Consider the following 21,684-nt stretch of genomic DNA (forward strand, 5'->3'; position numbering starts at 1 on the left):
TAGATGATATCAAATCCGGTAGCATCGGAATTAACATTACCCGAAATCAGGACACGGCAGTGCCGTTTCCCTACAATTAATCGGGGTAGGGAAACGGCACTGCCGTGTCCTCTATATTCTGTCTGAGTGCAACCGGAATTGATATGATTCGGCGATTCAAATCTCTAACTACACAAGCGAAGTCTGCCTCCGCAGACTAATTGGTCAGGTGCGCATTGCGCACCCTACTTTACCAAGGACTGACTTGAACAGTACCGTCGGGTGCCAAAACCACCCGAAAATCAGCCAGCGGTTCCGCAGGTGGCCTGCTGCCAATCGGTTTGTAAAGCAACTCCGACAAGGGCGTTTCGGATCTCTCGACTGCTGCCGAATTCTCCGACTTGTAACCGACAATCGCCCCGTCTTGGGCCACACTCACCCGATAAACCAACTCCGCACCAACCGGAGGCTGATTCTTGACAACTCCGTCTATTTGCTGAGAAAGTTTGCCCCTCAACACCTCAATTGTCGCTGGATCGGTAATTGCCACGGCTGCTGCTTCAGGACTTGCCAAACCTTCAGAAACAGGACTGGGCGTGCTTTCCGGCAAAGTGCTCGACTGCGGTGTGGCGGTTGGTGAAACGTCCGACTGCGGCGCGGGGCTCGGAGTCGGCGAAATCGGTTCAGCGTTCGGAGTTTGATTCCCCGGCAACAAACCGTCAGCAGGGGGCGTGGGATTGGGATTCGGCGAACCCGATCCGCCGGGATTCGGCGTTCCGAGATTCTGGCCTGCAGGATTGGGCTGCGGCACCGGATCTCTGGGGCGCTGGACTTCCGGCACCGGCACCAAGAAAAACGCCATCGCAGCCAAAGCCAAACTCGACACCCCCACGACAGCAGGCAAACTCCGCTTTGCCAAAGGTTCGGCCGACTTGATATAACGCCTGGAAATTGGAGTTAATTGCAGCGATAATTCCGGCAGCGTCTGCGTGTCGGCAAAAAACTGATCGATCGCCTCTACCAAGTCAAATAGCTGTACCGTTGTCAAATCTACTTTTGCCGACAGTTCTGTGTTTTGATCGATTTGGGTTGGGCTGCCTGTGGAGGCGGGTAGAACGGTCAATCGGTGCAAATTCCCGTCAATTCTGTGCAACTGTACCATACCCAAATTCGGGCCGTAGCGATCGGGATAATGCACTCCGCTCATAAATTCTTGAGCGTAGCTGCTGACGGCCCTCACCAAGCTTTCAAAAAACTCCCGTCCCCCGCTTAGGGGCTCGCCGAGACCTGTAACATAGCATTCAGCGCTCATTAATATCGAAAGCACCGGCCGTATATCTAACTGGCTGGCTGCCGATCCATCGCTCAACCCTTCTAGAACCAGGGTGCAATTTGGCAGACTGTACTGACGCCTAATAGTCATCGTTATTCAACTTCTCCATCAAACAGGCTAACCCAGAAGCGCTGCATTCCGGCTGTGCCTGTACAAAATAGCAGTTTGCTTAACAAGTTCAAAGCTAGTTCGTTGAGCTTTTCGTCGGAATCGTAAGCTACAACTAGCGATCGCTTGGGGTTCATGCGCGATCGAAAATGAGCTCGAAAGCGTTCTAAATACTCGGCCAGCGGCAAGTTCTGGTTGAGGGGGATATTTCTCGATCGCAACTGCTGCGAATCTAGCAGCAACTGCCGAATTGTCGCGGTTAACTTGCGCGCCATATTGCAGGCGATCGCCACCAGCGCTTTTGCCTCCACCATGGTAAGCGAGCGGCGCTGGGCGTAGCGTCTCAGCGGGTTAGTATTGCGCATCAGCCAAAGGGCAACCCGATTTTTGATAATTGATTCCAATTCGAGTTCCTTTGACACTGCCAGCATTTCTTCAGCACCTCCGAGATACAAGGCTTCGATCGCCAGCAACATCAAGTCAATTTGCAATCTAGCCCGGCGGGGACATCCCCCATCGGAGGGCGACAAGTCTGGCAAACTGTCTAAAATTAACGGGTTTGACTGGGTAAGCGAAGTTTCTGACGGCATTAATATCACGGCAACATCCATTCAAAACAAACTATACGGGCACGGGGGGTCTTGAGCAAGACAAATTCTCAACCAAGAACTTCTCTGGGATACTTTATTTTTATCATTAACTTTTAGGTATATTTTCAATTTAGCAGCAACCGACCGTCGCAGGCGAGTTCCGGCGGAGTTCGATCGCCCGCTCCCCCACCCCCGCCCCCGCTTTGTGATTCCTTGCTTCGTTAGGGGAGAAGGGGAAAGTCGGAAAGCGACAAAGAATTACCCATTTCCCATTGCTTATTTCCTATTGGGATCGATCAATGTTCCTGCTTCTGGGGTTTCGCCGCTGCTTCTCTTTGAGCCGTAAAATCACTAGCCGCTGCCCCATCGGTCAGACTAATTTTTCCCTTGAGGCTTTCTTTGTCCACAATTCCTCGCAGTTTAACAGAACTGTTTTGATTGGTTGCTGTGGAGTCGCTGCAACCCGCTAAATTAGGAACCGCACCCGACAAGCTCAATCCTTGAGTTTCCCACTTGCCAAATAGAGAAGGTGTCTCCTCTCCTGTTTTTTCCCTGCCCTCGCTGCTGCCCGATCGCAAATTACCGCTCAAATAAACACCCGATTGCTCGATTGTCAATACCAAGGAATCTGATTTCAAACATTCGGGCAAACTTTTAGCATCGAATCGATATTTTCCCCCAATTGCCGGAGCAGCCTTTAAATTTGTTTCGCCGTAAGCACTCACTATTTTAAACAGCAGCAAAACTGAGCCGATCGCAATTCCGTAAAATGCCAGCGATTTGAGGCTTAAATGATTCATAATCTTGGTAATTAATAATTGGGCATTGGGCCTTGGGCATTGGTAGCAACTCACACATAACCAATAACCCATAACTAATAACAACTGCCAACAGTCAACAGTCAACACTCAACCGACTAGCTTTGAGGAAGTGCCGAAGCCAAGTGCGATCGCACTTTAACGTAGCACCGCGCAATCAGCAGGGAAGAATGACACTGCACAGCCAATTCATCAGTATACTGTCCCAAAGTTTGGCGCTCAATTCCCCATTCCCGACTCGTACCCGCAATAGTCAAATCAGCATTAGCAGAAGCCGCCACCACAGCTTGAATTGGCTCAGCAGCCTCCACAATCGGAGTTTCAATTCGCGATCGCACCTCAACTGGTAACTGATCCATCACTCGCTGAAACTCGTAACTCAGCTCGTTTTCAGCTTCCCCGTCAACCGCCACCCGCAGCACCGTCAAACGGCGTTCCTCGCTATTAACTAACAGTCTCAGGGCCAATTCTAACCCCAAATCATCGTGAATGTTTGCCGCGTAAGGTACTAACAAGTTATTCAACGTTTCCCGGCCTCTGTCAACAAAAATTGCTACATCCACCTTAGCGTTGCTGAGAATTTGACCGACACGTCCTCCCAAACGGTTGCTGCTAAAAGTGGGCCTGTGCCATCCTAGTAAAATCAAATCCGCGCGATCGATTTCCGCAATTTGGGCCGTTTCCCGGGCTACATCATTAGTAATCCGAATGATGGGATGTACGAATTTTCGCGCCTCCGGCAGTGCCAAACTATCAATCAATTCTGATAATTTCGAGCGGCGCTCTTGAATAATGCGATCGGCTTCCGCAGGCGTACTTTCAAAGGCATAGTCATCATTTAATTCTATCAAACTCAGAGGGTGAACCGCCGCCGACTGTAAATCATTACCACCCATACCAGCGGCCGGCTGTGCCAGCGCTACCGCTAGTTGCAGTAAACCTTTCTGCGTGCTGGGATTGGCAACAGGTACCAAAATTCGATAAGTTGGTAGCAATTTATTAGCAGTTTCTTCGCTGCTGTCAGCCATTTGTGAATCTTCTAATTCTGAATCCTCAGAGTTAACTTCTGAAATATCTAACCTAATTAAACGTTTTGGATAAGTCCACTCCAACAGCGGCGAAGTCATAAAAGTTGTCACTAAAGCCATGATGACTAACATCGTAAATAGCAGCGGCGAAACTACGCCCAAGGAAAGACCGATATTCAGCACAATTAGTTCAGTCAAACCGCGAGTATTCATCAGCCATCCCAGGGCTGAAGCTTCGCGGTTGCTAATGCCACAAACTCTTGCCGCCACGTAAGTGCCGACGTATTTGCCGACAATTGCCACTCCCAAAACTGCGGCGCACAGCAGCCACAATTCGGGGCTGTTAAGCAAGCCGATTTGAGTGCGCAAGCCGCTGTAAGCAAAAAATATTGGCAGCAGAAATATTAGTACAAAGTCTTCGGTTTTTTCTGCTAATTCTCTGGTTAATGCCGCATTTTTAGGCATGGCAGCACCCAGCAAAAATGCACCGAAAATTAAATGAATGCCGATCAGTTCAGTAATTAAGGCAGAAGCTACAACTCCCATGTAAATGCCGGAGAGCAATAACTGTGTTAATCTGCCAGTGCGGTTGTACTGTTTGGAAAGTCGCTGTAAGAACCAGCGGACTACAGTCAGCATGAAACCGATGTAAATTAAAGATGCAATAATTGTCGGCAAAGCACCGAGCATTGAGTTAGTGCGAGTGACTGCGATCGCCACTGCTAACAAACACCAAGCTGTCACATCGTCAACGGCAGCGCAAGTCAGGGCCAGCGTCCCCAATTTTGTATTCTGCAAGTTGTGTTCTGTGATAATTCTTGCCAGCACTGGAAACGCTGTAATTGACATCGCAGCGCCCAAGAACAGGGCAAAGGCTGTAAAAGAAACGCTATTATTTGAAACGATGGGATACAGCAGCAGCGCTAGCAAGCTTCCCAGAGAAAACGGCACTAGAATGCTGACGTGGGAAGTTAAAATCGCGATATCTAAATTGCTTTTGAGATACTTGGGATTCAGTTCCAAACCAATCAAGAACATGAAAAATATTAGCCCCACCTCAGATAGCACGTTGAGAAAGGGAACGGCTTCGGCTGGAAAAAGTGCTGTTGCTAAATCTGGTGCAACTAAGCCAAACAGAGAAGGCCCCAGCATAATTCCTGCTACAATTTCTCCTATGACTTGAGGTTGTTTGATCGCTCGAAATCCTAAACCTACAAGTCTCGAAAGTGCGATGACAATTAGAACTTCAAGCAGAACGAGAATGGGTATGGGCATGGCGTTTTTAGCTTTGGGATTTTTGCGGATCGAGAGGGCAGGGTACAAAAGCTGACTGAATTGCTCGAAAAAAATGGATACCAGCTCGATCGAAGGTAGAAGGCACAAGAGGCGCACCAACAACGCCATTGTCTCACAAGCCAACAAAGGCTTTGGCAACCTCCCACCGGCATTTTTCGTTTGTAAGAAGCGCTTGTGAGTAACTTTAACCGCAGCGTGCACACCCCGCACCCAACCCGCCCATTAAATCATCACCTCCGGGTGCCCAGCCAACCCTACGGATATCAGATTGTCAGAAAAAGTAGCGCGCTTTGTGATAAACTAGAAAAGTTGTTTAAATTCGCACATCCGGGTTTTCGGGTGTTTCTAAGGCGCAAACCTTCAGAAATACGACCGGTTGGAGGATTAACCCGAATTAGGAGTTAAAAATACAATGCCAGTAGTCAGTTTGGCTCAAATGTTAGAGTCAGGGGTTCACTTCGGACACCAAACCCGCCGGTGGAACCCGAAAATGTCTCCCTACATTTTTACAGAGCGCAACGGGGTTCACATCATCGACCTCGTGCAAACCGCTCAGCTTATGGAAGACGCCTACGAGTACATGAGAGTGGCCTCAGAAAAAGGCAAAAAGTTTTTGTTCGTGGGTACGAAGCGCCAAGCTGCCGGGATTGTAGCCCAAGAAGCTCAACGCTGCGGTGCTTATTACGTCAACCAGCGCTGGCTGGGGGGAATGCTCACCAACTGGACGACGATTAAGTCCCGCGTGGAGCGCCTCAAGGATTTGGAGCGCCGCGAGGAAATCGGCGCGCTCGATTTGCTGCCGAAAAAAGAAGCTTCGGTACTGCGCCGAGAAATGGCTAAACTCCAGAAATATCTGGGCGGGATTAAATCTATGCGGAAGATTCCCGACGGAGTGGTGCTGGTAGACCAACGCCGCGAGTATAATGCGGTGTTGGAATGCCAAAAGTTGGGAATTCCGATCGTCTCTCTGTTGGATACCAACTGCGACCCGGATTTGGTTGACATTGCGATTCCGGCAAATGACGATGCTATTCGATCGATCAAGCTGATTGTCGGCAAGTTAGCTGATGCCATCTACGAAGGTCGTCACGGTCAGCAGGGCGGCGACTCTGATGAAGACTACGACTACGACGGTGGTTACGAAGGCGCTGAAGATGATGTCGAAATCGAAGAATTGGATGACCCCGATTATGTAGATCCCGACGACGCCGCTGACGCTGACGGCGAAGAAACCTAGAGCTAGTATTGCCCTCGGAATCTGACACCAGGAAATTAAAAATTAAAGATTGAAAATTAAAAATAATTATTATTTTTAGTGGGATATTTTTAATTTTTAATTGTACATGGCAGGAGTCTAAGTCATTAGTAGAGTTCTGGCAAAAGCATTCATTGTGTCAGCGCTAGAATTAATTCTGGCGCTACACGTACAAATTCCGCTCTATGGCGGACTGGGTATTTCTTCACTTTGGTCTAATCATTAACATTAAGATTAGTGACTAATGACTGATGATTAATGACTAATGACTAATAACTAATTTTGATTGGGAACTTAAAGAAGATGGCGGACATATCTGCAAAACTTGTTAAAGAACTGCGCGAGAAAACCGGCGCGGGCATGATGAACTGCAAAAAAGCCCTCGCTGAAAACGATGGCGATATCGAAACATCCATTGAGTGGCTGCGGAAAAAAGGTCTCGCCGGAGCTGACAAAAAAGCAGGACGAGTTGCCTCAGAAGGGCTCGTAGGTAGCTACATTCACACAGGCGGCCGCGTGGGAGTGCTGGTGGAAGTTAACTGCGAAACTGATTTTGTGGCACGCCGCGAAGAATTCCAAACTTTGGTGCGGAATATTGCGATGCAAATTGCAGCTTGCCCGAATGTGGAATACGTGAAAGTTGAAGATATCCCCGCCGAAGTTGTCGAAAGAGAAAAGGCAATTGAAATGGAGAAGGACGACTTGGGCAACAAGCCGGACAACATCAAAGAAAAGATTGTTCAAGGGCGTATTGACAAGCGCATGAAAGAGTTATCTTTGATGGATCAGCCTTTTATTAGAGATCAGAATATCTCGGTGGAAGAGTTGGTTAAACAAACGATCGCCCAAATTGGAGAAAATGTCCAAGTGCGCCGATTCGTGCGTTTTGTCTTGGGCGAAGGCATTGAAAAGGTAGAAGCTAACTTTGCCGATGAAGTGGCAGCCCAAATGGGTGTTCAATAATCCCAAATTTAAGATTTAGAATTAAAAATTAAAAATGTGAAAGCTTGATTTTTTGCATTTTTAATTTTTAATTTTTACAGGACTTATGGACAGAGTATATTTGTAGGGTGTGCACTGCAAACCTTACTACTACAGATATCGTAAAAATGGAAAACTTGCGTAACTCCTAATTTTAATTTTATACGAGAGATATGGTGCGACCACGAGAGCGAATAGAGCAAGATTTGGCAGGACTCGAAGAGGCTTTAGCAGCCTTGAATTTGGAGTTTCGCAGTACCTACGATGGTTATTTAACTGCGTTGGGACAAGCGGTGCGGCAGCAGTTAATTTTGGCTTGCTATCACCTTTGCACTCAAGCAGTACCGGAATCGTTTCTCAAGTTGTCCTTCGAGGGGCGGCAAAAAATGCAGCAGTCTGTAAGGGCTTTGGCTGCGGCGTCAGAGGAAAAATTGCGATCGCTGGTGACTCAATCAGAAGCAGATAAAGAAATAGAGGAAGAGGAAGAGGAAGAGGAAGAAGAAGACGAAGACGACTTCGATGAAGAGGAAGAAGACGAAGACGACGCAGATGACAAGGAAGAAAACGAAAAGGAAAAAAACCCAGTTTCGGCCATTAACTATCTATTTTCATTGGCAAATTATCAATTGCCGAGTGCCAATTCCCCAGAAAGTTTGGCACGCTGGCAAAATAGTATTGAAAAGTCGATCGTCCATATACTCAAGCTGCTTTCTCGCGACACCAACCGCTTGCTGCAACAATCGGGAATGTTGCCCAGTCAATTGCCAGAAGCTGTTCTAGAAGCTGCTTCTGGTGCTGAATCCTCCGGCGACAGCGTTGCCGGGCCGCCTAACTTGTTAAACTTAATCATCGAAACCGATGCCTCACCAGCATCGCGAAAATTAGCAGCAACCTTAAGCAGTAGGGCGCTGCACATTACAGCTATTAAACTGCGGCTGTCGGAAATAGAGTTTGCCGATGCGGGAACCTCGGCTTGGCGCCAGCAAATTCGCAACCTCTCTGTAAAGTTGAACTCGCTGGGTCGCGATTATCAGAAAAAGCAGCGGGAATTGGCTGTGGTGGACGCTGAGTCGGCTTGGCGATCGAGTTGGTTTGAAGATTAGTCAGTTGTTAGTTGACAGTTGTCAGTTGACAGTTGTCAGTTGTCAGTTGTCAGTAGGTAATTGTCGGGAATTCTTGAGCTATGATTAATAACTAATGACTAATGACTAATGACTAATGACTGATGACTGATGACTAATGACTGATGGCTAATTACTAATGACTGATGACTAATAATCAACCAGAATGGCAGCGATTGCAAAAAGCTCTTTCAGTAGAAGCCGATCGCGGATTTAACGACATCCAAGGCAGTCAATACCGCTTCAGCGAGTTTCTGGGCCTGAGTTTGAGACAGTTGGCAGGTTCTGTGGCGGCTTCGGCGCGCGATCGAGCCAGACAGCTAGCCGCTGAATTTGACATCTACCCTCAGAAAGATCTCGAACAGCGCCAACATTCGATCGCCATTACGGTCAGTTTTCTGAGGCAAATGGAGCAAGTTTGGGAACACGAAACTCGCCACCAGCAAGAACAAGCAAGACAAGTCAGACCCGCAAACGCTAACCCTTCTGAACCAACCGCCCCAGCAGTTGCCGTTCCCCGAACTGCACCCCTGAGTTCAGCACCCCCACCCCCCAGCCTGACTCTCGACCAACAGTTAACCCGCGTCACCGGCATCGGCCCCGCCAACGGCAACCGCTTGGCAAAACTGGGTTTATACACTGTATATGACTTGCTTTACTACTATCCCCGCAACCACATCGACTATGCAAAGCAAGTACAAATTCGCCAGTTAGTAGCCGGGGAAACTGTCACTTTAATCGCAGAAGTAAAGCGCTGCAATTGCTTTTCTAGTCCGAAAAATAAGAAGTTAACCATATTAGAAGTAATTTTAAAAGACCGTACCGGAGAAATAAAAATTAGTCGTTTTTTTGCAGGCCCTCGCTACAGCAATCGCGGCTGGCAAGAATTCAAAAAGCGCGAGTATTGTACTGGTGCGGTGCTGGCAGCTTCCGGGTTGGTGAAGCGGGGTAAATATGGAATTACTTTAGAAAATCCTGAGTTAGAAGTATTAGACGACTCCGGCGGTGCGATCGAATCAATGAAAGTCGGCCGCCTGATACCAGTTTATCCGCTGACGGAGGGGGTGGATGCCGGTTCGGTGAGGCGATCGATTTTGGCTGCAATGCCGGCGGCGAAAATGTTGCCAGAATCGCTGCCGGAGGATTTGCGCGAGCGTTACGGTTTAATGGGTTTAGCCGATGCCGTGACTAATATTCACTTTCCGCTCGATCGAGATTGTTTGGCCGCCGCCCGCCGCCGCTTAGTTTTTGACGAATTTTTCTACCTGCAATTAGGACTTTTAAAGCGCCGCCAAACCCAAAGGAAAGCTCAAGCGAGTGCAGTCATCATTCCTAGCGGCAAATTGATCGAACATTTTTATGAAATCTTGCCTTTTGCCTTGACTAATGCTCAGGAAAGAGTAATTAACGACATCCTCAACGATTTAGCTTCGCCGCAACCGATGAACAGATTAGTGCAAGGCGATGTCGGTGCTGGCAAAACCGTAGTCGCCGTTGTGGCAATGCTAGCAGCAATTCAATCCGGCTATCAAGCCGCTTTAATGGCGCCGACAGAAGTTTTAGCAGAACAGCATTACCGCAAATTGGTAGGTTGGTTTAACTTGATGCACTTGTCTGTCGAACTGTTAACTGGTTCCACAAAAGTAGCCAAGCGCCGCGAAATTCACAACCAGTTAGAAACCGGAGAATTGCCCGTTTTAGTAGGAACTCACGCGCTGATTCAAGATACGGTGAATTTCCATAAATTGGGTTTGGCGGTAATTGACGAACAGCACAGATTCGGCGTGCAGCAGCGCGCTAAATTGCAGCAAAAAGGCGAAGCTCCCCACGTTTTGACGATGACGGCAACTCCCATTCCCCGCACCCTGGCGCTGACGCTGCACGGGGATTTAGACGTGAGTCAAATTGATGAACTTCCCCCCGGCAGGCAGGCGATTCAAACCACTGTACTGTCTGCCAAAGAACGCATCCAAGCTTACGATTTGATTCGGCGGGAAGTGGCGAGCGGGCGTCAAGTTTATGTGGTGCTGCCGCTGGTGGAGGAGTCGGAAAAGTTGGACGTGCGATCGGCAATTGAGGAACAAGAGAAACTGCAAAAAAGCGTATTTCCTGAATTTAAGGTGGGTTTGCTGCACGGTAGAATGAGCAGTGCCGACAAAGATGAAGCAATTTCTAAGTTTCGGGACAAAGAAACTGATATTTTAGTATCTACTACTGTGGTTGAAGTGGGAGTAGACGTGCCGAATGCCACGGTAATGCTGATTGAAAATTCGGAGCGTTTTGGACTGTCGCAACTGCACCAGTTGCGGGGTAGAGTCGGTCGGGGCAGCAACCGTTCTTATTGTTTGTTAATGCCCGGTTCCAAAACTGCGGAAGCCATGCAGAGAATGAAGGTTTTAGAACAATCTCAAGATGGCTTTTTTATTGCGGAAATGGACATGAGATTGCGCGGGCCGGGTCAGGTTTTGGGAACTCGGCAGTCGGGTTTGCCGGATTTTGCTTTAGCCAGTTTGGTGGAGGATCAGGAGGTTTTGGAGTTGGCGAGGGCGGCGGCTCAAATGGTAATTGAGAATGATGAAAGTTTGCATCAGTGGCCGGTGGTGCGCGATGAATTGGAGCGGAGATATCAGCGGATGATGAGCGGCTCGATTTTGACTTAGATAGTTTTGAACGCAGCAATTAGGTTTTTTTATAGCTATATTGAAATTATCTGCGTTTCTCTGCGTAATCTGCCTTACATCTGCGGTTCCGTATTAATCAAAGATTTATGCAATCTTGTCTAATATTTTGGTAGAAAAACCCAGTTTATGACCACCCGTGGGTGCAGGACTATTTGCTCGATGAGTTCCTCAACCGAACCTAATTTCTGAGAAGATTTTGCCCTTGGTCTGGGTTATTTTAATGAGTTGTCAGGCTTGCAGCACTTATTAAAGCAAGAATCCTTCGCAGGAATGACGAGAAAGTGTCAAAATTAAGATAGTCCTGCCAGAAACAGGGGAAAGAAAATCTAGCCTGTACTGGCCTTACCAGGCAACATTGATTCCTCGCTTGTCACGCTTGCAGGTGGTCGCCGACGGTTCGTCGCATTTAATCTCAACAGTAATTATGAAAGATCTCACTCGTTATCGAAATATCGGCATCTTCGCCCACGTAGATGCTGGCAAGACCACCACAACAGAAAGAATCCTGAAACTGACAGGTAAAATCCACAAAATTGGTGAAGTTCACGAAGGCGCGGCGACGACTGACTTCATGGAACAGGAGCAAGAGCGCGGAATTACGATTCAGTCCGCTGCTACCACCTGCTTCTGGAACGAGCATCAGCTCAACATCATCGATACCCCGGGACACGTCGATTTTACGATCGAAGTTTACCGTTCTTTGAAGGTTCTCGATGGTGGCATCGGTGTGTTCTGCGGTTCGGGTGGAGTTGAACCGCAATCGGAAACCAACTGGCGCTACGCTAACGATTCAAAAGTGGCTCGCGTTATCTACATCAACAAGCTCGATCGCACTGGTGCAGATTTTTACCGCGTTGTCCAGCAAGTCGATAAAATCCTTGGCGCTAAACCGATGGTAATGGTATTGCCGATCGGCATAGAAGAAAAGTTTTGCGGCGTAGTCGATTTGCTGACCCGCAAAGCCTGGATCTGGGATGACTCCGGCGATCCGATGAACTATAAAATTAAAGATGTCCCGACCGATATGGTCGATGATGTCGAAGCTTGGCGCGAAAAGTTGATCGAACTGGCCGTCGAGCAAGACGACGATGTGATGGAACAGTATCTCGAAGGCAACGAGCCGAGCATTGACGACCTCAAGCGCTGCATTCGCAAAGGTACTCGCGATCGGGCATTTTTCCCCACCTACTGCGGCTCATCCTTTAAAAACAAAGGCGTGCAGTTGGTTCTCGATGCCGTAGTTGACTACCTGCCGAACCCGATGGAAGTCACACCGCAGCCAGAAGTCGATCTCGATGGGAATGAAACCGGCGAATTTGCCGTTGTCGATCCCAACAGGCCATTGCGGGCACTCGCGTTTAAGATCATGGACGATCGCTACGGTGCTTTAACCTTCACGCGCCTGTACTCCGGTAAGTTGTCCAAGGGCGACACCGTACTCAACACCGCCACAGGCAAAACCGAGCGCATCAGCCGTTTGGTGGAGATGCACGCCAACTCTCGCGAAGAAATTGAATCGGCCCAAGCAGGGGACATTGTGGCGATCGTTGGCATGAAAAACGTCCGCACCGGACACACCATCTGCGACCCCAAAAATCCCGCCACCCTAGAGCCGATGGTATTCCCCGATCCCGTTATTTCGATTTCGGTGAAACCGAAACAAAAAGGCGGCGAAGAAAAAATGGGAGCAGCCCTCACCAAGATGGTGCAAGAAGACCCATCCTTCCACATGGTGACGGATCTAGAAAGTGGCGAAACGATTCTCAAGGGGATGGGCGAGTTACACCTCGACATCAAAGTAGACATTCTCAAGCGCACCCACGGCATCGAAGTAGAAGTCGGCGAACCACAGGTAGCCTACCGCGAGTCGATTACCAAGCGTCTCGAAGACGAATACACCCACAAAAAGCAATCAGGTGGTTCCGGTCAATTTGCCAAAATTGGCTACGTGATCGAGCCTGGTGAGGCTGGAAGCGGCTTCCAGTTTGAGTCAAAAGTGACCGGTGGTAGCGTGCCGAGAGAATATTGGCCAGCGGTCGAAAAAGGCTTTGAAAGCTGCATCGACAAAGGCGTCTTGGCCGGATTCCCTTGCTTGGACTTGAAATTCACCCTACTAGACGGCGGTTTCCACCCCGTTGACTCGTCAGCAATGGCTTTTGAAATTGCTGCCAAAGCCGCCTATCGGCAGTCTCTGCCTAAAGCGGCGCCTCAGTTGCTCGAACCGATTATGAATGTCGATGTATTCACTCCAGATGATTACATGGGCGACGTGATCGGCGACCTCAACCGCCGCCGGGGGATGATGAAATCTCAAGAGACAAGCCAGACAGGAGCACGGATCAAGGCAGATGTGCCGTTGAGCGAAATGTTTGGTTACATTAGCGACTTGCGTACTATGACCTCTGGCCGCGGCCAGTTCTCAATGTCCTTCTCGCACTATGCTCCTTGTCCGAATAACATCGCTGAAGAAGTGATTAAGGCGGCAAAAGAGCGTCAAGCCGCGAAGTAGTGTATTTGACTCCTGGTAGGTGCTATCTGGAGTCAAACAGAAAAATTAGATCCCCGCTTTTTGAAGAAATCGGGGATCTAATTTTTGTAAACTATCGGTTAGAATAAGTCAACAAAACATATTAGATAGTAGAATCACGAGCAGACTTCAACAACATCTTGATTTGTTCAAGACTTAATGGTGGTGAACTACGATGAATCATAGCGTGACAATTTGGGCAAACAGGACGCAAATCTTTTATAGGGTCAATTTCATACTCTTCTGCAATTTCTGAAAGGGGTTTTAGATGATGAACATGAATGAAACCTTTTCCCAGTTGCCCAAAAGCTCTGCCAAAATCGAAACCACAAATAGAGCAACTTGAACCGTAATAATCAATACATTTTTGCCGAGCTTTAGGCTCACGTTCATAGGCGTTGACTGAAACTTGCCGTACTGCCCCCTCACGAAATGTTTGTACTGAATCTACTTCATCAGGAAAGTATCTAGTAGTAGTTACAGATTCCTGAATTTGAAGCGGATTTTGCCAATCCCTCAAACATTTTAGGTAGTCCTCAAAACGGTCTTCCTCACCAAGATACACATTTATTGCAGCACGAAAGATAGCAAAGAGTTCGACAAAGTTATCAATCACTGGCTGAGTTGCATCTAGGTCTTTAATAGGAAGAACTAGGGATGGACTCAGAATATAAGTACCTTTCCACTCTCGTTCAGGAACCAATTGCATTTTGTTAATGTACTCATCATACTCTAACCCGTCAGCTTCTTCCTGTGTAATAGTAGGTGTAATAGTATGAGAGATAATTTCATATCTACCCTGTTTTAAAATCCGACTTACATCTTTTAAATTGTTATTCAAGACTTGGACAATCGGATTTCCTTCTAGCCCTCTCAATCCAAAAAAGTTCACAAATAAACTATCAGAAGTACACTCTAACCTCTGTTGGAAATACCAAGTTTTTGTTCCATTTATAGTCAAGCCAGCGGTTGCTATTTCCACGGGCTTGGTTTTCTTGGCTCCAGAGCGATGAGCTGGTGTAGTCACTATTCGACAATCTGAGAGTACATCTGTGCCATAAACTTGGTGAATTTGGTCACAAGCTTGTTTAATGAGTGTTTTAAGCTTAGGGACAAGTAATTTTTTTAGCTTATCAGCACGCTCTCGATTGTCTTCGACTGAGAAGAGATATTGTTCAGCAGACCCTATCAGTGGCAAGTCAACGATTTGTGACAATTCGGTTTCCTCAACTGAATTCATATTTGTTCTCCGACATGACAAGTGCAACGAAAACTAATCGATATTTTAGCTTTTTTTCGACATATCCTGAAATAGGTCATGCTTCCCCGGCTCCTAAAACTTGTGCTGTGGTGAGTTTCAGCCTTGTAGGGTGCGTCAGTTAGAATACTTACTGGACAAGGGAAACGCTTATGGACTGACGCACCCTACTATCGTCTTTTAAATGCCGAACAGCTTATGACTCAAATAAATCCCGATCGCACTACTGGAACAATTGCGATCGACGTTTTCGCTCAATCAAACGGGCAGTATGTTTGTCAGATTTCATCGTCTCTGAGCGATCGCCCCGACGATCGCATGAATTTTTACGGACAAACGAAAGAACACGCGATCGCGATCGCCCTGGAAAATTTAGCATCTCGCTACCGCCAGCAAGCCGAAGACTCTCAAAATATAGATTGGGATGCGGTGGAAATTTCGGATTCGGGAGAGCCGATTGAAAAGCGTTATCACGTAATTTTGCACTACGAACGAATTGCTAAGGAAGAATCTAAGTTTGAGGCAATGCACAATACAATGATGGGAAATACAGTAGTTGAAAATGCCAAAATTTCAATAATTGAGATCGATCCCGATATCGAAATCGAGGCCAGAGGGCTATCAAAATATTGAGCCATCGGGACTTAGGTGCAGATGGGCATCTTACCCTACGCATCAACGATCGAAACGTGAGTTTGAGGCGGCGATCGACTAGAAGCGATCGCATAATTTAACATCCCCAAAATTTCTTTTCTATTACTCCCTCGCAAAATCTGCCCTAAACTTCTCCACAACTCGATTCAACTCAACTGAATGAGAAGCTTTAAATAAAATCCGATCGCCATTTTCGACAAATCCCAACAACCGCTTTGCTAAATCTTCCCGCCCATCCTTGGCTGTAATATCTCCTATCTCCACAAAAGGCAAACCCGCGGCACCCGCAGCCATCGCCGCTGCTTCCTCAAAATCAGCAAAAACAAACAAAGCATCAAGATTCAAATCTCGTGCCGCCGTTCCCACTTGTCGGTGAAATGCGATCGCCCTATCGCCCAATTCCTTCATCGTTCCCAACACCGCAATCCGGCGCTTTCCCGGAGTATCTGCCAACAGTCTCAGCGCCGCCAACATCGACTCCAAACCAGCATTGTAAGTCTCATCCAGAATCACAATATCCTGCGGCAAATCGTAGCGGCGCGCCCGTCCATCCGGTAACTGCACAGACAAACCTTGTTTTAAAACTTCCCAATCAATACCTAAAACTTTTCCTACCGCCAAAGCCGCCAAATAATTTACAGCATTGTGCCGTCCCGGCAGCGGCAGTGGCAATTCCACACCTGCTACTAACATTGTATCAGGATCGATCAATTCTCCCCACAAATCCCCGCCTTCTAGACCGTAACTTAAAGTTTTTCCCTGCCAAACTTTGGCTGCCGTTGCGATTAATCTGTCACAATCGTGATTGAGAATAGCAATGCTATCAGCAGGCATTTCGGCTAAAAGTTCGCACTTAGCTTGGGCGATCGCCTCTTCCGAACCCAGTCGCCCGATATGTGCCGTTCCTACATTAGTAATGACCGCCACAGTAGGACGCGCAATTTGCGACAGCAGCGCAATTTCGCCACTCGCGCGCATTCCCATTTCAATTACAGCATAATTGTGTGCCGATGAAAGCTCCAACAGAGTTTTTGGTACGCCAATTTCATTGTTGTAGTTATATTGAGTTTTAAGAACATTTCCCCTCGTTGACAACACCGCCGCAATTAACTCTTTAACAGTAGTTTTACCGACAGAACCAGTAACAGCAACTATAGGTATACTGAACTGGTCGCGCCACCAGGCTGCGATCGACTGATAAGCTTTTAAAGTATCGTCAACGCGCAACAGCGGAAAATTAGGCAATTCCTCTTGCCAATCTCGATCGACAATTGCTGCTATCGCACCCAAATCCCGAGCTTTTGCCACAAATTGATGGCCGTCAAAATTGTCTCCCCGCAGCGCCAAAAATACTTCGCCCCCCTCAAGAGTGCGCGTATCTGTGGCAATCCCTGTCCCTAAAGCTGTCAAAACGCCTTCAGACACAGCAGGCAAAGGTACAGTTAAAATTTCAGCAAGTTGGGCGATACTTACGCGACAAACCATAACCAGCACTCACATTTCAAATAATTATTTTCACAGCTAATTCTACCTCGCCAGACCTCACATTTAACTGATTGGGGGCTGCCGACCAGAATTGATCTCAACAATCCTAATATTAAATCGTCAGCCAACTAAGAAATCCTCCCGTACCCATCCACAATCTTTACCAATACTTTACAAAGTGGATGGTGATTTAAGGCCTTGCTAATTACCAACAATTCATGTCATGCTGGTGTTGGTAAATAGTTTAACTAAGCAAAAAATATCGATCGGCTTAAGCTGCTCGCAGCTTCTACCCCTAAGCCTCATCCGGCGAAAAACTCGCTTGACTCAATTGTTGCCCTTGAACTGCCAATTCATTAAGCTCATAGCGTTGAAAGCTCCTGCCCCAGCCTCGGAGGGTTAATCCACAGTGAACGACTACAACAGACAAAGCCACGAAGAAGAAGAACAGCTACTTTACAACCACTGGCTGGAGTTGGTACAAGTAGAGCCGCCGGCCGAACTCATCAGCCGTTTTCGCACTTTGTTTATCCACGGCATCGGATATCCCGATCGCTCCGTCGCCGACGCACTCGAAAAAATAGCAGCCTCGAAACACGCCGAACAAGAATTCAAGTACATCCTCAACCGGTGCTGCCACATCCTGATCAACCGCTGGCAAACATACCCCAGCAAGCAAGCAGCCATCCCTGAATTGATCGCTCTGTTTGAAGAAGCCCCGAAAATATTATTTGGATACAGTCGGCGGGCGACTCATTCCATCCCCAAATTAGTCAATCAATTTACCGAAAGCGAACAGTACCTCACCCTCCAACGCTTAGCCAAAGTCATCACTCACAGCAATGAAGACGGCAGCAACAGCAAAACCCCCGCTAGCCTTGCCCTGGGAAACTTAATTCCTCGCTATCCTTACCTCTACAAACACTGCCTCCTCAGTGACGACAGCACCTACGAACAGCAGAAAATCATCAAAAAAATCCAAGCTCAAAAGCAGCAGCAATTTGAAGTCAACCTCTCGCAATACGTCGCTCATCAAGTGAGGAAAGCGCAAATAGCACGTCGGGAAACATCAATTTCCTTTGGCAGAAATATACAGCCTATAAAAAACCCGACGCTGTTGAGCGACCCGGAACTATTCTTTGCCCTCAAGCAATTTGTGGGAAAAGTAGAAGGAGCCGATACCTACAGACAGCTAGCGAGCCGGTTCAGGACAAACGCCAGCACAAATCAGTCCTACGGCTCCTTTAAAGACGACTTGTACGAATACTTGATTTCTTCTGTCGCCGACGACCGCTACGGCAAACGTCTATTTAACGAAAAATTGTATAAGCAACTACAAAATACCCTCCCTCACAGCGAGGGTCAGAAGTTTAACGAATTTTTAATGATCAGAACTTGCAGCCAGTTATTGAACTTTCTAGTAGTAGAGAGTCCTGTGCGGCCCAACCACTTTGTTTTCATCGACCTGATCTCAAACCTCGGCCCCACCCAAACCACAGGTTTGCTGCTGAAGATCGTACTAATTTGCGGCAAAGTCAAGCCATACCTAGAAAAGCGGTTAGCAATTTTGTTCGGTCACTACGAATTCAGTACCCGAGAAGGCGTGGTTTGGTTAGTCAAAGCCCTGGAAAACCTGAATCTAGCTTTGAGTACCAATTTTGGCAAGGTAGACGTATCTTTCTTGCGGTGAGAGTCGGCATCACAACTTTCTGTGCTTCCACCTTGCCAAAACATCAAATCGAGGAACCAGCTTTCTGAATACCCCAAAAGTTTTAGGTTTAATTTGAACTACCTAATTCACTGCTCAAACCTACTCAAAAGACGCTATTCTATGTTAAAGTACCAAGTGTGAATCAGATTCGGTTGCAGGCTTTGTTCATTGCTACAGAATTGTCTAAAAACTTGCCCTTCTGTATCGGCAGGGGACTCTCCGAAACTGAAATCTTCGCACTGTCTAAATTTTGGAGTTATTCCTCATGTCGATATACGTCGGTAACTTATCCTACCAAGTTACCCAAGAAGACATCACCACCGTCTTCGCCGAATACGGAACTGTTAAGCGAGTACATCTACCTACCGACAGAGAAACCAGTCGCCCCCGCGGCTTCGGTTTTGTAGAAATGTCAACAGATGCAGAAGAAGATGCAGCCATTAGTGCTCTCGACGGAGCAGAGTGGATGGGTCGCGATCTCAAAGTTAACAAAGCTAAGCCCCGCGAAGATGAAGGCGGCCGGGGCGGTGGCAACCGGGGCGGCGGCCCTGGAAAATTTGGTCGCGCAGGAGGAGGAGGCGGAGGAGGACGTTATTAATTTCCTCATTAATTTCCTCGGATAAAGATTTGAGATTGGAGAGTTGAAATTGGCGCGAGAGCTCACCTAGCTCCGAACCACTTCCTGCTGTTCCGAAAAACCTATCCTCTTCAAGTTTCCATCTCTACCGCAGTAAATATAACAAAAAGCCAGGGGCCTAACCCTTGGCTTTTTTAGATCGGGGTATGAGCTATTTCACTCAGAAACGCGCTGGGCGAATCCCTTGCAGTGCCCTCAGGTTCTAATCATCAGGTTCGATGCTGCTGCTCAATCCATGATTGTTGAGCGTTTCAGAGTAAAACTCAGCGTGTTCGAGAGCGCAAACAATCACCAGTCCCAACCCGTTAGTGTGGGCTTCCATCATAATATTCACAGCCTGTGGCTGAGTCAGACCCGGTACCGTAGCCATCAAAGTCTGCACCACGTACTCCATAGGATTGAAATCATCATTGTGCAGCAGCACGCGGTAGCGCGGTGCAAGCTTGCGGACTGTGGAAGGCTTTTGAATAATTTCGACAGACACTAATCTATACCTCCTGACTTGTAAAATGTTAAAATTTGTCAACAATCTTGAGCCGGATTCCTCGGCTGTGCAAGAGTATGTCACTTTCAGTTATTTTATTGAAATCTGAAAATTCACACAAGGCAGCCCCTTGCTCGATCGCGAGCTGTCAACCCCACACCAAAGCCAGAGGGGCTGTCCCGGGCCTGTAGCAACAACCTTCCTAGCGCCATAATATTAGAAAGGCGAGATCTGTTAAAAATAACCAACTACTACCTGTTGAGTCTCCAGAACTGACGGAACCTTATATGAAACGCAAACCTAAATCCTACAACGACGATAGATTCAGCGGCGACCCATCCTGGGGAGATGAAGACTCCGGCTTATTTGGCGCACCGTCGCGCCGCCAACCTCAGTCCGGCAAACCCTCTTTCCTGAATTCCGCCACCCTTGGGATTTTAACAGCCGTCTTTATTCTAGGAATTGGGATTGGCATTGCTTTTAGCTCCACCGCTACCATTAGCCCAGAAAACGTAGCATCCCGCGAATTTATCGATCGCAGCGCCCCGAACCCAGAACTTTGCGTGCAGTTTGGAGCAAGTGCGATGGTGACAGATATGCGGCTCTACGTCACCCTCAACCCCTTCAACGTCTACATCTCGCAGCCGAGCATGCGCCCCGGATGCGTCCTGCGAACCAATAACTGGGCAATTCTCGAACAAAGAAAACTGATCAGCCAAAACCAAGTCCGGGAGTGCAAAAATCGCATGAACACCTTTGGCTTCACCGGCCCCCTGGAAGCTCAACCCGAAATTAACTGTATATATCAAAACGACGGCGCTAAAAACCTGTTCCTCAACCAACCGGGTTCGATAGCTCCAACCACTGAAGGTCAAAATTTCTAACTTTGACAGGACTGAGGCATCAAAACCAAAGAAACCCTAACCACCGTGCCTCCAAGACTCTTAAACCTAGTATTTGGGCAGGGGTTCACCAAAATTGATAATCCGCTGTTTTGATGCAGCAGGACGGGGTACGGGAGCAAGAGGTATCCCCTGCCGTTCCTTGACTGCAACCCTGACTAAAGGCACTGTAATCGGTCGTATTTGGTCATTTTGGGTTGTTGGCCGGGAAGAATTGCGATCGTAATTTAGAGTGGCGATCGGGGCGGGTGAGACAGGCTCTCGATCTGCCACTGAGTTGGGAGTTCTCACCGGCCTGGACTGCGGTACTCGTGTTGCTGACGGGGTTTGGGTTTGGGTTGTGTTGCCGGTCGAACTTGGTTCGATCGACGGAATCAGCACCCAGCGATTTGCTGTCCCGATCTTTTGGAATATAGTTCGATCGGTCCTCACAGCAAATCCGGGCGCCAAATCCACCACAATTCTCGCTTTCGGGCCTTCTATTTGACTGACTCCCACAGAACGCACCATGCCTTCTGGGTATAGCTGAGTTGCATCTATTCCGATCTCCGTATTGGGCAAATCCACAGCAATCTGGCTGGGATTTAGCAGAGAAGACTTAGGCGCCGTTCCCTCGGGAAGAGTAATTACTAGCTCATTTGTCGCCGGATCGAATTGCCAACTTGTGACTGTTGAAGCGTTTGCGTGTTGTGCGACCGGCACTGTCGCAACTGCGGCGGCGACTGCTAGACTCAGACTCAGTGACTCGATCGCAAAAAATCCGGGTGCTAGAGAATTAACACTCAATTTTTGTAAGTCTTCCCCAAATCTGGTGAGTAATGTTTTGTATGGCATGG

17 protein-coding genes are annotated in these 21,684 nt (G+C 47.8%); 9 read left to right on the forward strand and 8 right to left on the reverse strand.

Translation table 11 applies throughout. The annotated features are described in order from the left end of the window. Positions 1-229: 229 nt before the first annotated feature. From QUA99_RS09580 to QUA99_RS09595, 4 genes are all read right to left on the reverse strand, one after another. Positions 230-1,402, reverse strand: a complete 1,173-nt coding sequence (locus QUA99_RS09580) for a DUF4335 domain-containing protein (protein ID WP_333235888.1) — start codon at positions 1,400-1,402, stop codon at positions 230-232. Positions 1,403-1,404: 2 nt separating this feature from the next. Next, positions 1,405-2,010 carry a DUF3038 domain-containing protein gene (locus tag QUA99_RS09585; RefSeq protein ID WP_333343236.1) on the reverse strand — a complete coding sequence of 202 codons (606 nt, stop codon included), beginning with the start codon at positions 2,008-2,010 and terminating at the stop codon, positions 1,405-1,407. A gap of 296 nt (positions 2,011-2,306) precedes the next feature. Beyond that, positions 2,307-2,810 (reverse strand): hypothetical protein, encoded by a 504-nt coding sequence (locus QUA99_RS09590; RefSeq protein WP_333235886.1) that lies wholly within the window; start codon positions 2,808-2,810, stop codon positions 2,307-2,309. Positions 2,811-2,926: 116 nt separating this feature from the next. Further along, positions 2,927-5,353, reverse strand: a complete 2,427-nt coding sequence (locus tag QUA99_RS09595) for a cation:proton antiporter domain-containing protein (RefSeq protein WP_333235885.1) — start codon at positions 5,351-5,353, stop codon at positions 2,927-2,929. 211 nt (positions 5,354-5,564) lie between these two features. Between QUA99_RS09595 and rpsB the strand changes: the two genes are divergently transcribed. From rpsB to fusA, 5 genes are all read left to right on the forward strand, one after another. After that, entirely contained in the window at positions 5,565-6,389 is an 825-nt protein-coding gene (rpsB, locus tag QUA99_RS09600; RefSeq protein WP_333235884.1) for a 30S ribosomal protein S2, read from the forward strand. A gap of 321 nt (positions 6,390-6,710) precedes the next feature. Next, positions 6,711-7,370 (forward strand): translation elongation factor Ts, encoded by a 660-nt coding sequence (gene tsf / locus QUA99_RS09605; RefSeq protein ID WP_333235883.1) that lies wholly within the window; start codon positions 6,711-6,713, stop codon positions 7,368-7,370. Positions 7,371-7,561: 191 nt separating this feature from the next. After that, positions 7,562-8,491 (forward strand): hypothetical protein, encoded by a 930-nt coding sequence (locus tag QUA99_RS09610; protein WP_333235882.1) that lies wholly within the window; start codon positions 7,562-7,564, stop codon positions 8,489-8,491. A gap of 164 nt (positions 8,492-8,655) precedes the next feature. Then, a complete protein-coding gene (gene recG, locus QUA99_RS09615; RefSeq protein WP_333235881.1) occupies positions 8,656-11,169 on the forward strand; it encodes an ATP-dependent DNA helicase RecG in 2,514 nt (837 codons plus the stop codon). A gap of 445 nt (positions 11,170-11,614) precedes the next feature. Further along, on the forward strand, positions 11,615-13,699 hold the full coding sequence (fusA, locus tag QUA99_RS09620; RefSeq protein ID WP_333235880.1) for an elongation factor G: 2,085 nt from the start codon (positions 11,615-11,617) through the stop codon (positions 13,697-13,699). 121 nt (positions 13,700-13,820) lie between these two features. Here fusA and QUA99_RS09625 read toward each other — a convergent pair whose 3' ends face one another. Next, on the reverse strand, positions 13,821-14,957 hold the full coding sequence (locus tag QUA99_RS09625; protein ID WP_333235879.1) for an HNH endonuclease: 1,137 nt from the start codon (positions 14,955-14,957) through the stop codon (positions 13,821-13,823). A 216-nt stretch (positions 14,958-15,173) separates the two neighbouring features. Between QUA99_RS09625 and QUA99_RS09630 the strand changes: the two genes are divergently transcribed. Then, positions 15,174-15,608, forward strand: a complete 435-nt coding sequence (locus QUA99_RS09630; protein ID WP_333235878.1) for a hypothetical protein — start codon at positions 15,174-15,176, stop codon at positions 15,606-15,608. A 123-nt stretch (positions 15,609-15,731) separates the two neighbouring features. On the opposite strand, the gene QUA99_RS09635 is transcribed toward QUA99_RS09630, so the two are convergent. Continuing rightward, entirely contained in the window at positions 15,732-17,114 is a 1,383-nt protein-coding gene (locus QUA99_RS09635) for a UDP-N-acetylmuramoyl-tripeptide--D-alanyl-D-alanine ligase (RefSeq protein ID WP_333235877.1), read from the reverse strand. Between the two features lie 409 nt (positions 17,115-17,523). Here QUA99_RS09635 and QUA99_RS09640 point away from each other — a divergent pair, with 409 nt between their 5' ends. Together QUA99_RS09640 and QUA99_RS09645 are read left to right on the forward strand one after the other, a co-directional pair. Then, on the forward strand, positions 17,524-18,804 hold the full coding sequence (locus QUA99_RS09640; protein WP_333235876.1) for a hypothetical protein: 1,281 nt from the start codon (positions 17,524-17,526) through the stop codon (positions 18,802-18,804). A 286-nt stretch (positions 18,805-19,090) separates the two neighbouring features. Beyond that, positions 19,091-19,423: an RNA-binding protein gene (locus tag QUA99_RS09645; RefSeq protein ID WP_333035208.1), complete on the forward strand. Its 333-nt coding sequence runs from the start codon at positions 19,091-19,093 to the stop codon at positions 19,421-19,423. A gap of 241 nt (positions 19,424-19,664) precedes the next feature. Here QUA99_RS09645 and clpS read toward each other — a convergent pair whose 3' ends face one another. After that, positions 19,665-19,946, reverse strand: a complete 282-nt coding sequence (gene clpS / locus QUA99_RS09650) for an ATP-dependent Clp protease adapter ClpS (RefSeq protein WP_333235875.1) — start codon at positions 19,944-19,946, stop codon at positions 19,665-19,667. 287 nt (positions 19,947-20,233) lie between these two features. Between clpS and QUA99_RS09655 the strand changes: the two genes are divergently transcribed. Further along, a complete protein-coding gene (locus QUA99_RS09655) occupies positions 20,234-20,830 on the forward strand; it encodes a DUF3172 domain-containing protein (protein WP_333235873.1) in 597 nt (198 codons plus the stop codon). A 66-nt stretch (positions 20,831-20,896) separates the two neighbouring features. Here the strand turns inward: QUA99_RS09655 and QUA99_RS09660 are convergent, their stop codons facing one another. Continuing rightward, entirely contained in the window at positions 20,897-21,682 is a 786-nt protein-coding gene (locus QUA99_RS09660; protein ID WP_333235872.1) for an AMIN domain-containing protein, read from the reverse strand. Between the last annotated feature and the right edge of the window lie 2 nt (positions 21,683-21,684).

This window comes from Microcoleus sp. F10-B2 (assembly GCF_036704965.1).
Classification (GTDB): Bacteria; Cyanobacteriota; Cyanobacteriia; order Cyanobacteriales; family Microcoleaceae; genus Microcoleus.

Bases quoted from the DNA above. Each gene is read 5' to 3' on its own strand.
- QUA99_RS09580 (WP_333235888.1), bottom strand. From the start codon at position 1,402: ATGACTATTAGGCGTCAGTACAGTCTGCCAAATTGCACCCTGGTTCTA.
- QUA99_RS09585 (WP_333343236.1), bottom strand. From the start codon at position 2,010: ATGCCGTCAGAAACTTCGCTTACCCAGTCAAACCCGTTAATTTTAGAC.
- QUA99_RS09590 (WP_333235886.1), bottom strand. From the start codon at position 2,810: ATGAATCATTTAAGCCTCAAATCGCTGGCATTTTACGGAATTGCGATC.
- rpsB (WP_333235884.1), top strand. From the start codon at position 5,565: ATGCCAGTAGTCAGTTTGGCTCAAATGTTAGAGTCAGGGGTTCACTTC.
- tsf (WP_333235883.1), top strand. From the start codon at position 6,711: ATGGCGGACATATCTGCAAAACTTGTTAAAGAACTGCGCGAGAAAACC.
- QUA99_RS09610 (WP_333235882.1), top strand. From the start codon at position 7,562: ATGGTGCGACCACGAGAGCGAATAGAGCAAGATTTGGCAGGACTCGAA.
- recG (WP_333235881.1), top strand. From the start codon at position 8,656: ATGACTAATAATCAACCAGAATGGCAGCGATTGCAAAAAGCTCTTTCA.
- fusA (WP_333235880.1), top strand. From the start codon at position 11,615: ATGAAAGATCTCACTCGTTATCGAAATATCGGCATCTTCGCCCACGTA.
- QUA99_RS09625 (WP_333235879.1), bottom strand. From the start codon at position 14,957: ATGAATTCAGTTGAGGAAACCGAATTGTCACAAATCGTTGACTTGCCA.
- QUA99_RS09630 (WP_333235878.1), top strand. From the start codon at position 15,174: ATGACTCAAATAAATCCCGATCGCACTACTGGAACAATTGCGATCGAC.
- QUA99_RS09635 (WP_333235877.1), bottom strand. From the start codon at position 17,114: ATGGTTTGTCGCGTAAGTATCGCCCAACTTGCTGAAATTTTAACTGTA.
- QUA99_RS09645 (WP_333035208.1), top strand. From the start codon at position 19,091: ATGTCGATATACGTCGGTAACTTATCCTACCAAGTTACCCAAGAAGAC.
- QUA99_RS09655 (WP_333235873.1), top strand. From the start codon at position 20,234: ATGAAACGCAAACCTAAATCCTACAACGACGATAGATTCAGCGGCGAC.
- QUA99_RS09660 (WP_333235872.1), bottom strand. From the start codon at position 21,682: ATGCCATACAAAACATTACTCACCAGATTTGGGGAAGACTTACAAAAA.